Annotated in this window: 11 protein-coding genes; 10 read left to right on the plus strand and 1 reads right to left on the minus strand. The window is 69.2% G+C overall.

The genetic code is table 11. The annotated features are described in order from the left end of the window. Positions 1-56: 56 nt before the first annotated feature. The 7 genes from ACWDU4_RS27735 (at position 57) to truB (ending at position 5,884) form a co-directional block, all read left to right on the plus strand. On the plus strand, positions 57-347 hold the full coding sequence (locus tag ACWDU4_RS27735; protein ID WP_450117184.1) for a DUF503 domain-containing protein: 291 nt from the start codon (positions 57-59) through the stop codon (positions 345-347). A 151-nt stretch (positions 348-498) separates the two neighbouring features. After that, positions 499-963: a 30S ribosome-binding factor RbfA gene (gene rbfA, locus ACWDU4_RS27740; RefSeq protein ID WP_450117175.1), complete on the plus strand. Its 465-nt coding sequence runs from the start codon at positions 499-501 to the stop codon at positions 961-963. Between the two features lie 9 nt (positions 964-972). Further along, positions 973-1,974: a DHH family phosphoesterase gene (locus ACWDU4_RS27745; protein ID WP_450117176.1), complete on the plus strand. Its 1,002-nt coding sequence runs from the start codon at positions 973-975 to the stop codon at positions 1,972-1,974. After that, positions 1,967-3,349 (plus strand): MATE family efflux transporter, encoded by a 1,383-nt coding sequence (locus tag ACWDU4_RS27750; RefSeq protein ID WP_450117177.1) that lies wholly within the window; start codon positions 1,967-1,969, stop codon positions 3,347-3,349. The genes ACWDU4_RS27745 and ACWDU4_RS27750 overlap by 8 nt, the downstream gene beginning before the upstream one ends. 5 nt (positions 3,350-3,354) lie before the next feature. Beyond that, the gene (locus ACWDU4_RS27755) at positions 3,355-4,281 is read left to right on the plus strand and encodes a metallophosphoesterase family protein (RefSeq protein WP_450117178.1); all 927 of its coding nucleotides are present in this window, start codon (positions 3,355-3,357) and stop codon (positions 4,279-4,281) included. Next, the gene (gene npt, locus ACWDU4_RS27760) at positions 4,278-4,952 is read left to right on the plus strand and encodes a 4'-phosphopantetheinyl transferase Npt (RefSeq protein ID WP_450117179.1); all 675 of its coding nucleotides are present in this window, start codon (positions 4,278-4,280) and stop codon (positions 4,950-4,952) included. Before ACWDU4_RS27755 ends, npt begins: the two co-directional genes overlap by 4 nt. Positions 4,953-4,963: 11 nt before the next feature. Continuing rightward, complete coding sequence (gene truB, locus ACWDU4_RS27765) at positions 4,964-5,884, plus strand: tRNA pseudouridine(55) synthase TruB (RefSeq protein ID WP_450117180.1); 921 nt, start codon at positions 4,964-4,966, stop codon at positions 5,882-5,884. A gap of 46 nt (positions 5,885-5,930) precedes the next feature. Here the strand turns inward: truB and ACWDU4_RS27770 are convergent, their stop codons facing one another. Then, positions 5,931-6,593: a metal-dependent transcriptional regulator gene (locus ACWDU4_RS27770; protein WP_450117185.1), complete on the minus strand. Its 663-nt coding sequence runs from the start codon at positions 6,591-6,593 to the stop codon at positions 5,931-5,933. Positions 6,594-6,759: 166 nt separating this feature from the next. Here ACWDU4_RS27770 and ACWDU4_RS27775 point away from each other — a divergent pair, with 166 nt between their 5' ends. From ACWDU4_RS27775 to ACWDU4_RS27785, 3 genes are all read left to right on the plus strand, one after another. Further along, positions 6,760-7,734, plus strand: a complete 975-nt coding sequence (locus ACWDU4_RS27775) for a bifunctional riboflavin kinase/FAD synthetase (RefSeq protein WP_450117181.1) — start codon at positions 6,760-6,762, stop codon at positions 7,732-7,734. 143 nt (positions 7,735-7,877) lie between these two features. Then, positions 7,878-8,147 (plus strand): 30S ribosomal protein S15, encoded by a 270-nt coding sequence (gene rpsO, locus ACWDU4_RS27780; RefSeq protein WP_450117182.1) that lies wholly within the window; start codon positions 7,878-7,880, stop codon positions 8,145-8,147. 421 nt (positions 8,148-8,568) lie between these two features. Then, positions 8,569-10,818 carry a polyribonucleotide nucleotidyltransferase gene (locus ACWDU4_RS27785; protein ID WP_450117183.1) on the plus strand — a complete coding sequence of 750 codons (2,250 nt, stop codon included), beginning with the start codon at positions 8,569-8,571 and terminating at the stop codon, positions 10,816-10,818. The last annotated feature ends 143 nt before the right edge of the window (positions 10,819-10,961 follow it).

The following is a 10,961-nucleotide window of genomic DNA, read 5'->3' on the forward strand; positions in this document are numbered from 1 at the left end:
CGCGGGCCGCACCGGCCCGCGGGACACCCGCCGCACCCGATCCCCCAGGAGGCTGCTTGTATCTCGGCGCGCTCGAACTGGACATCCTCCTCGGCGACATCCGCTCGCTGAAGGAGAAGCGTTCGGTGGTCAAGCCCGTCATCGCCGCGCTCGCCCGATACGGGGTGTCGGTGGCGGAGACCGGGGAACACGATCATTACCGGCGCGCCGCGATCGGGGTGGCAGTGGCCAGCGCGGACGTCAAGCACCTCAACGAGATCCTCGACACCTGCGAACGTACGGTCGCGGCGCGCCCCGAGCTGCAGTTGCTGTCCGTGCGTCGAAGGATGTTCGGTCCGGAGGACTGAAACCGGTTCCCGGGTGTATATCGATGGAAGAACCGACGGCACCGCCGTCGGCAGCAGTACCGACGGCACCGCCGTCGGGTGGTATGTACGGCGGCACTACCGTCGGGTGATGTGGGCGGCACGTGCCGTCGTGTGAGAAGGGACTTCGGTCATGGCAGACCCGGCGCGGGCACGAAAGCTCGCCAAGCGCATCTCGACGATCGTGGCGTCGGCGATCGACCACGAGATCAAGGATCCGCGGCTCGACTACGTCACCATCACCGACGCGAAGGTGACCGCCGATCTGCACGATGCGACCGTGTACTACACCGTGCGCGGCGTGGACCTCGACAGTGAGCCGGACTTCGAGGGCGCGGCCGCCGGCCTCGTGAAGGCGACCGGAGTGCTGCGGTCGAAGGTCGGGGCGGGAACCGGGGTTCGGTTCACCCCGACACTGACGTTCGTCGCCGACACCGTCCCCGATGCGGCGCGGCACATGGAGGAACTGCTCGCCCGGGCGCGCGCCGCGGACGACGAAGTCGCGAAGGCCCGTGAGGGGGCTTCGCACGCCGGTGAGTCGGACCCCTACAAGGAGCCGAAGCCGGTCGAAGACGACCGCGCGGACGACGCCGACTAGGGCCCGGCGATGACCGTGACCGCGCAGACCTCGCACGTGCAGGAACCCGGTGGAGACATCGACCTCGAGACCGCAGTCGTGCTGCTGTCGGAGGCCACCTCGGTGACGGTGCTCTGTCACGTCCAACCGGACGCGGACACCATCGGCAGCGGGCTGGCGCTGGCGTTGGCATTGGATCGCCGCGGCACACCGGTGCAGGTGTCGTTCGCACATCCGGCCGTGCTGCCGGAGTCGATGCGCACCCTGCCCGGGGTGAATCTGCTCGTGCCGCCGGACCAGGTGGCCGACGAGGTGGACCTGGTGGTCACGGTGGACTGCGGCAGCCGTGGGCGCCTCGGTCGCCTCGGTGCGCGGCTGGACACCGCCCGCGAGACGCTGGTCATCGACCATCATCGGTCGAACACCCGGTATGGCAGGCACAACCTGATCGACGAGACGGCGGAGGCGACCGCGGCCGTCCTTACCCGGCTGTTCGACCGGTGGGGGGTGGCGATCGACCGGGACATCGCGCACTGCCTGTTTGCCGGTCTGGTCACCGACACCGGGTCGTTCCGCTGGGTGCAGCCCGGCACGCACGCGCTCGCGGAGCGGCTGATCGACACCGGCATCGACTCCGCGGCCATCACCCGGCGGCTGCTCGACACCCATCCGTTCGGCTGGCTGCCGATGCTGTCGTCGGTCCTCGGATCGGCGCAACTGCTCCCCGACGCCGCCGGTGGTCGGGGCCTGGTCTACGCGCTGGTCCGGTACGCGGACACCGCCGGGATGGGCGCCGAGGAGATCGAGTCCGTCATCGACATCGTGCGCACGACCGCGCAGGCCGAGGTCGCCTCGGTGCTCAAGGAGAACGAACCCGGCGTGTGGTCGGTGTCGCTGCGGTCGAAGTCGGCGATCGACGTGTCCGAGGTCGCCGCCCGGCTCGGCGGCGGCGGGCACCGGTTCGCGTCCGGCTACACCGCGCACGGTGACGCGGACACCGTCGTCGCCGATCTGCTCTCGACCGTTGGCTGACGCCATCGGCACCGACCCCGACCGGGTCGACGACCGGCCTTCGGCCAGGCGGATCCTCGGACTTGCCCTGCCCGCGCTCGGGGTCCTGGCCGCCGAGCCCCTGTACCTGCTCTTCGACATCGCCGTCGTCGGTCACCTGAACGCGCTCGCGCTGGCGGGTCTGGCGGTCGGAGGTCTCATCCTCGCGCAGGTCAGCACCCAGCTGACGTTCCTGTCCTACGGCACCACCGCCCGGGCGTCCCGGTTACACGGTGCGGGTGACGAGCGGGGTGCGGTCGAGGAAGGTGTGCAGGCGACGTTCCTCGCCGCCGCGATCGGGATCGCGATCGTCGTGGCCGTGCAGGTGCTGGCCCGGCCGGTGACGACGCTGATCGCCGGTGGCGACGACATTGCGACGGAGGCGGTGGCCTGGTTGCGGGTCGCGGTGTTCGGGGCGCCGCTGATCCTGATCGCGATGGCCGGGAACGGCTGGATGCGCGGTGTGCAGAACACGATGCGTCCGTTGCGGTTCGTCCTCGCAGGGCTCGCCCTGTCCGCGGTGCTGTGCCCGGTTCTCGTACACGGATTGCTCGGGGCGCCCCGGCTGGAACTGGTCGGATCGGCGGTGGCGAACGTGGTCGGCCAGGTGGTGACGGCGACGTGCTTCGTGCTGGCGCTGGCGCGGTCCGGAGTGCCGCTGCGACCGCGGTCCTCGGTGATGCGTGCGCAGGTCGTGCTCGGCCGGGACCTGATCCTGCGCAGTCTCGCGTTCCAGGCCTGCTTCCTGTCGGCGGCAGCGGTGGCGTCCCGGTTCGGTGCGGCCGCCGTCGCCGCGCACCAGGTGGTGCTGCAGCTGTGGAATCTCGTCGCGCTGACCCTCGACTCTCTGGCGATCGCCGCGCAAACCCTGGTCGGTGCCGCCCTCGGAGCCGGTCGGGTCGCCGGTGCCAGGGGACTCGCGCGCCGGCTGACCGGCTGGTCGACGATCTTCGCGCTGGTGCTCGCGGCGGTGTTCGCGCTCGGCCACCAGATCATCCCGACCCTGTTCACCCCGGATGCGGACGTCCAGGACCAGACGCGGGTGATCTGGTGGTTCTTCGTGGCGATCATGCCCGTCGCGGGCGTGGTGTTCGCCCTCGACGGGGTGCTCCTCGGTGCCGGCGACGCTGCCTTCCTGCGGACCGCCACCCTGGCCTGCGCGGTCGTCGGTTTTCTGCCACCGATCTGGTTGTCGCTCGTGTACGACTGGGGGCTGGCAGGAATCTGGACGGGGCTGACGGTGTTCATGGTGCTACGGATGCTCGCCGTCGTGTGGCGGACGGCTTCGGGGCGCTGGGCCGTCGGCGGTGCCGACCTTCAGCTCGGATCCGGAACCGAAGATCAGGTGGGAAGGTAGTGAGCGTGACACGCAAGTTGTGGGCGGTGAGCGACATTCATGTCGGGCACCGCGGAAATCGTCCCGTCACGGAGGAGCTGTACCCGGAGTCCCCGCAGGACTGGTTGATCCTGGCCGGTGACGTCTCGGAGAAGACCGACGACATCGCCTGGGCGCTCAAGACGTTGCGGGGGCGGTTCGAGAAGGTCATCTGGGTGCCGGGTAACCACGAACTGTGGACCACCGCGAAGGATCCGGTGCAGATCCACGGCGCCGCCCGCTACGACTACCTGGTGACGATGTGCCGGGAACTCGGTGTGGTCACCCCGGAGGACCCGTATCCGGTGTGGGAGGGGGAGGGCGGCCCGGCGACTCTGGTGCCGATGTTCCTCCTCTACGACTACACCTTTCGGCCCGAGGGCACGTCGACGAAGGAGGAGGCACTCGAGTTCGCCCGCGAGAAGAACGTCGTCGCCACCGACGAGTTCCTGCTCGGGTCCGAGCCGTACGCCACCCGTGACGCGTGGTGCGCGGCGCGATTGGAGTCCACCCGAGCCCGCCTCGACGCGCTGGACCTGTCGATTCCGACCGTGCTGATCAACCACTTCCCCTTGGTGCGGGAACCCACGCGGGTGCTGTTCTACCCGGAGTTCTCGCTGTGGTGCGGCACCGAGCAGACCGCGGACTGGCACACCCGGTACAACGCGATCTGCAGCGTCTACGGGCACCTGCACATTCCGCGCACCACCTGGTACGACGGGGTCAGGTTCGAGGAGGTCTCGCTGGGCTACCCGCGCGAATGGCAGCGGCGCGGTCTGCCCGAGAGGCTGCTGCGGCAGATTCTCCCGGTGCCCGAGTACGCGCCGGGCACGCTCAACAAGTGGGGCGGACACTTCAAGGTCACCCCCGAACAGGAAGCCGAGATGGAACGAATGAGGGCGGCGCGCGCGTGATCGAGAAGATTCTCCCGGCCGGTGTCGAATACGCCGAACTGTTCTCCGACCCGCCGGAACTGGTGCCGCACCCGAGCGAGGCCGCACTGATCGCGCGGGCAGTGGACAAGCGTCGCCGCGAATTCGTCAGTGTCCGGCACTGTGCCCGGCAGGCGATGGGCAAGCTCGGGGTCGACCCGGCACCGATCCTCAAGGGGGAGAGGGGTGTTCCGCTGTTCCCGCGCGGTGTCGTCGGCAGCCTGACGCACTGTGACGGCTACCGCGGGGCGGTGCTCGGCTACTCGATGGCCGTGCGGTCGGTGGGGATCGACGCCGAACCGCACGGCCCGCTGCCCGACGGAGTGCTGGATGCGGTGAGCCTGCCCGCCGAACGGGACTGGCTCGCCGGCGGGACACCCGACGGCGCCGACGTGCACTGGGACCGGCTGCTGTTCTGCGCGAAGGAGGCCACCTACAAGGCGTGGTTCCCGCTGACATACCGCTGGCTCGGGTTCGAGGACGCACACATCACCTTCGAGCTCGGCGACGCCGGCGACGGCCGCGCGACCGGCACCTTCCACACGGACCTGCTGGTGTCGGGGGAGACGAACGACGGCCCGCCGCTGTCCTCGTTCGACGGCCGCTGGCTGGTGGACGGCGGCCTGGTGATCGCCGCGATCACCGTCCAGTAGTCTCGAAAACCGTGTCTGCTCACCGCCCCCCGTCCTCCGGCCTGCACGGCGCCGGGTTGTTGATCGTCGACAAGGACGCGGGCATGACCAGTCACGACGTCGTCGCCCGCTGCCGGAAGATCCTGCACACCCGCAAGGTCGGGCACGCGGGCACCCTCGATCCGATGGCCACCGGCGTGCTCGTCCTCGGCGTCGAGCGGGCGACGAAATTGCTCGGCCTGCTGTCGCTGACGACGAAGGCGTACTCGGCGACGATCCGGCTCGGACAGTCCACCACCACCGACGATGCGGAGGGGGAGGTGCTCGCCGACGCGGACGCCTCCGCGGTGACCGACGAGCAGATCGCCGCGGTGATCGCGACCCTGACCGGGAAGATCTCCCAGGTGCCGACGCGGGTCAGTGCGATCAAGGTGGACGGGCAGCGGGCCCACAAACTGGTCCGCGAGGGCGAGGACTTCGAGCTCGAGGCCCGGCCCGTGACCGTGGACCGGTTCGATGTGACGGCGACGCGACGACTGGACACGTTCGTGGACCTGGACGTCGAGGTCGAATGCTCGTCCGGCACCTACGTCCGAGCCCTCGCCCGCGACCTGGGTGCTGCCCTCGGTGTCGGCGGACACCTGACCGCGCTGCGCCGGACCCGGGTGGGACCGTTCACCCTCGACCACGCCCGCACCCTGGAGCAGCTGGCCGAGGCTCCGGCCGTCAGCCTCGACATCGACCAGGCGTGCCAGACGGCGTTCGCGCACCGGCAGATCTCGGCGGACGAGGCCGAGTCGATCAGCCAGGGCCGCTGGCTCGACCCGATCGGTATCCCGGGCACCTACGCCGCGATCGACCCGACCGGACACACCATCGCACTGCTGCAGGAACGCGGACGGCGGGCCAGCTCGGTGATGGTGGTGCGACCGGCGACACTGCGCGGCCTGTAGGCCCGTGCCGCGGACGTCGCGCGGGCCGACCGGCCCTCGCGATGGCTCAGCTCTCCACGAGCCAGATCGCTTCCGCGGCAGGGTTTCCCAGCTCGACCGCGTCTCCGTCGCCGAGTCGGACCGAGACGGTGCCTGCGAAGTCGCGCCGCTGCAGCACCGTGATCGTCAGGTCCAGGCAGATCCCGACGGTGTCGAAGTACCGCAGCATCGCCGGGTCGGAATCGGAGATCCGGGCGACGACACCGGACTCGCCGTCGGTGAAGTCGCTCAGCTGGCGTGCCGGCGGGGTGGGGATGGTGCCGTCGGCCGCCGGAATCGGGTCGCCGTGCGGATCGCGTTCGGGGTGACCGAGCTTGGCGTCGATCCGAGCGATCATCAGGTCGGAGACGGCGTGCTCGAGCACCTCGGCCTCGTCGTGCACCTCGTCCCAGCCGTACCCGAGCTCGCCGACGAGATACGTCTCGATCAGACGGTGCCTGCGCACCATCGCCACCGCCGCGGCGCGACCGGCGTCGGTCAGCGAGATCGACCCGTAGCGGGCATGGTCGACCAGGCCCTGGTCGGACAGTTTGCGGATCGCCTCGGAGACGGTCGACGCCGACACCCCGATCCGCTCGGCGAGCATCTTGGTCGACACCTGCTCGCCCGACCACTCGCCGGCCGTCCAGATCACCTTGAGATAGTCCTGCGCGACCGTCGTCAGCGTCAGGCCGCGGCCCGCCGTGGGGGCGACCCCGCTGGTCGACCCGTCTGATCCGCTTCTACGCTCACCCACGGAACTGAGCTTAGGCAATGCGCACCTGGTGCGGCACCTCGACACTCGTGGGGTGGTGCCGAACGTGACGGTGGTCGCGACGGGTCGTAGGCTTCCAGGCGTGCAGAGATGGCGAGGGCTCGACGACGTTCCAGCCGACTGGGGCCGCTGCGTACTCACGATCGGTGTGTTCGACGGTGTGCATCGTGGGCACGCGCAGCTGATCAGTCGGGCGGTCAAAGCGGCCAGCGAACGCGGAATCCCCAGTGTGCTCATGACTTTCGATCCGCATCCGATGGAGGTGGTACGGCCCGGCAGTCACCCGGGACAGCTGACCACCCTGCGACGCCGGGCGGAACTGGCCGAGTCGCTCGGGATCGACGTGTTCTGCGTCATCCCGTTCACCACGGAGTTCATGAAGCTCAGCCCCGAGCAATACGCCCACGAGATTCTCGTCGAGCGGTTGCACGTGGCCGAGGTCGTGGTCGGGGAGAACTTCACCTTCGGTCGCAAGGCGGCAGGAACGGTGCCGATGCTGCGCGACATCGGTACCCGCTTCGGCTTCGCCGTCGACGGGGTGAACCTGCTCGCCGAGCACACCGTCACCTTCTCGTCCACATACATCCGCTCCTGCGTCGACGCGGGCGACGTGGCGGCCGCCGCGGAGGCGCTGGGTCGGCCGCACCGCGTCGAGGGCGTCGTCGTGCACGGCGAGCGCCGCGGCCGTGATCTCGGCTTCCCGACGGCGAACATCGCGCCGCCGGAGCACGCGGCCATCCCCGCCGACGGCGTCTACGCCGCGTGGTTCACGGTGCTCGCCCAGGATCCCGTCGAGGGTTCGCTGCCGCCGGGCGTCGCCTACAAGGCCGCGGTCTCGGTCGGCACCAACCCGACGTTCTCCGGCCGTGCCCGCACGGTCGAGGCGTTCGTGCTGGACGCGGCCCCGGACCTGTACGGACAGCACGTCGCCGTCGACTTCGTCCGGCGCCTGCGCGGCATGGAGAAGTTCGACTCGATCGAGGCGCTGATCACGCAGATGGGCCGGGACGTGGACGAAACCCGCGACCTGCTCGCTCGCGTCGACGTGCACGGGTGAGGCCGGTCGGGGGCGCCCGAACCGGCTGGTAGGATCTTCTCTCGGTGTGTGCTGCGGTTTGCGGCGGCCACGCCACCCTGGCTCCGGGCAGCTACGCCGTTGCCCGGGTTTTCGTCGCGCAGACATCAGTAACAGGAGTGACAGTGGCGCTGACCACCGAACAGAAGAAGGCCGTCCTCTCCGAGTACGGACTGCACGAGACCGACACCGGTTCGCCGGAGGCGCAGGTTGCGCTGCTGACCAAGCGGATCGTCGATCTCACCGAGCACCTCAAGACGCACAAGCACGATCACCACTCCCGCCGCGGCCTGCTGCTGCTGGTCGGACGCCGTCGTCGTCTGCTCAAGTACGTCCAGAAGGTCGACATCGCGCGTTACCGTTCGCTCATCGAGCGTCTGGGTCTGCGTCGATAAGAGGTTTCGACGCATCGCGCGGTCCCGAGACACGAAGGACCGCGCGGACGCGAACATCCCGGTAGCCAACGAGGCGAGTGCATAGACTGACCTCGTTGGCTACCGGTGTTTGTCGGGTGGCGAAAGAACAATCGGGCCGCCCGACGGACACGGTTCCATCGACGAACCACCGGATCCACGAGGGATCCCGCCGTACGTACCTGCAGACGTGGCAGTCGGTCTTCGGTAGTGGCCACTCGGACGATCGTCCCAAGGCGGACGATCTGCGATTGGCTTCGATCGACGGCCGCCTCCGCGCAAAGGGTTCGGCTCGCCCCCGAACAGGGGACGCGAACGCACCCGGCAGGTGCGTCGTCGCCGCCAGGAGGGTGGCGACGACCATGCGGACACGGCGAAGACGAGAGGGAAGAGAAGAGAAAAGATGACCACCAACACCGCAGTCGAGGTCGACGAGGGCGTGTTCGAATCCACCGCCGTCATCGACAACGGGAGCTTCGGCACCCGCACCATTCGTTTCGAGACCGGTCGCCTCGCGCAGCAGGCCGCCGGCGCCGTCGTCGCGTACCTGGACGACGAGACCATGCTGCTGTCGGCCACCACGGCCAGCAAGCAGCCCAAGGAGCACTTCGACTTCTTCCCGCTGACGGTGGACGTCGAGGAGCGCATGTACGCCGCGGGCCGCATCCCGGGCTCGTTCTTCCGTCGTGAGGGCCGCCCCTCCACCGACGCGATCCTGACCTGCCGCCTGATCGACCGGCCGCTGCGCCCGTCGTTCGTCGATGGCCTGCGCAACGAGATCCAGGTCGTCGTGACGGTCCTGAGCCTCGACCCGAAGGATCTGTACGACGTCGTGGCGATCAACGCCGCGTCCGCGTCCACGCAGATCGCCGGCCTGCCGTTCTCCGGCCCGGTCGGTGGCGTGCGCGTCGCGCTGATCACCTCGGACGAGAACAAGGCCGGCCAGTGGGTCGCGTTCCCGACCGTCCAGCAGCTCGAGAACGCCGTCTTCGACATGGTTGTCGCGGGCCGCGTCGTCGAGTCCGGTGACGTCGCCATCATGATGGTCGAGGCCGAGGCCACCGACAACGTCATCGCGCTGATCGACGGCGGTGCGCAGGCACCGACCGAGGCGATCGTCGCCCAGGGCCTCGAGGCCGCCAAGCCGTTCATCGCCCGCCTGTGCGAGGCGCAGCAGGCCCTCGCCACCGCGTCCTCGAAGCCGACCGGTGACTACCCGGTGTTCCCGGCCTACCAGGACGACGTCTACGCCGCCGTCGAGGCCGCCGCCACCGAGAAGCTCTCGGCCGCGCTGACCATCGCCGGCAAGCAGGAGCGCGACGACAAGACCGACGAGGTCAAGCTCGAGGTGCTCGAGCAGGTCGCCCCGAAGTTCGAGGGTCGCGAGAAGGAGATCGGCGCGGCGTTCCGCTCGCTGACCAAGAAGCTGGTCCGGCAGCGGATCCTCAAGGACCACTTCCGGATCGACGGCCGCGGCATCACCGACATCCGGTCGCTCTCGGCCGAGGTCGCGGTCATCCCGCGGGCGCACGGCTCCGCACTGTTCGAGCGTGGCGAGACCCAGATCATGGGCGTGACCACCCTCGACATGGTCAAGATGGCGCAGCAGGTCGACTCGCTCGGCCCGGAGACCAGCAAGCGCTACATGCATCACTACAACTTCCCGCCGTACTCGACCGGTGAGACGGGCCGCGTGGGTTCGCCGAAGCGTCGCGAGATCGGCCACGGCGCCCTCGCCGAGCGCGCCCTGGTGCCGGTGCTGCCGAGCCAGGAAGAGTTCCCGTACGCGATCCGTCAGGTCTCGGAGGCGTTGGGCTCCAACGGTTCCACCTCGATGGGTTCGGTGTGCGCCTCGACCCTGTCGCTGCTCAACGCCGGTGTGCCGCTGAAGGCTCCGGTGGCAGGCATCGCGATGGGCCTGGTCTCCGACGAGGTCGACGGCGAGACCCGCTACGTGGCGCTGACCGACATCCTCGGTGCCGAGGATGCCTTCGGCGACATGGACTTCAAGGTCGCGGGCACCAAGGACTTCGTGACGGCGCTTCAGCTCGACACCAAGCTGGACGGCATCCCGTCGCAGGTCCTCGCCGGCGCGCTGTCGCAGGCGCACGACGCCCGGACCACGATCCTCGAGGTCATGGCCGAGGCCATCGACACCCCGGACGAGATGAGCCCGTTCGCGCCGCGGATCACCACCATCAAGGTGCCCGTGGACAAGATCGGCGAGGTCATCGGCCCCAAGGGCAAGATGATCAACTCGATCACCGAGGAGACCGGCGCCAACATCTCCATCGAGGATGACGGCACGGTGTACGTCGGTGCCGCGGACGGCCCGTCCGCGCAGGCCGCGATCGACAAGATCAACGCCATCGCCAACCCGCAGCTGCCCAAGGTGGGCGAGCGCTTCCTCGGCACGGTCGTCAAGACCACCGCCTTCGGCGCGTTCGTCTCGCTGCTCCCGGGCCGCGACGGACTGGTGCACATCTCGAAGCTGGGCAACGGCAAGCGCATCAGCAAGGTCGAGGACGTCGTGAACGTCGGAAGCAAGATCCGGGTCGAGATCGCGGACATCGACAACCGCGGCAAGATCTCGCTGGTTCCCGTCGAGGACGACGCCGCCGAGGCGCCGGCCGAGAAGGACGCCGACGCGTAGCAGTCGCCTTCGCAGTACCCTCGGGTGCCCCCGACCGCGGGGGGTGGGGGGGACCCGGCGTTTGCGGCGCCCGGGCCGGAAAGTTTGCGTCGAGGTGACGGTTTAGCGCGGGGAACCGCGGGGAGCGGTGTGATGGGAAGAGG

This window comes from Rhodococcus sp. NPDC003348 (genome assembly GCF_053589375.1).

Bases quoted from the DNA above. Each gene is read 5' to 3' on its own strand.
- rbfA (WP_450117175.1), top strand. From the start codon at position 499: ATGGCAGACCCGGCGCGGGCACGAAAGCTCGCCAAGCGCATCTCGACG.
- ACWDU4_RS27785 (WP_450117183.1), top strand. From the start codon at position 8,569: ATGACCACCAACACCGCAGTCGAGGTCGACGAGGGCGTGTTCGAATCC.
- ACWDU4_RS27745 (WP_450117176.1), top strand. From the start codon at position 973: ATGACCGTGACCGCGCAGACCTCGCACGTGCAGGAACCCGGTGGAGAC.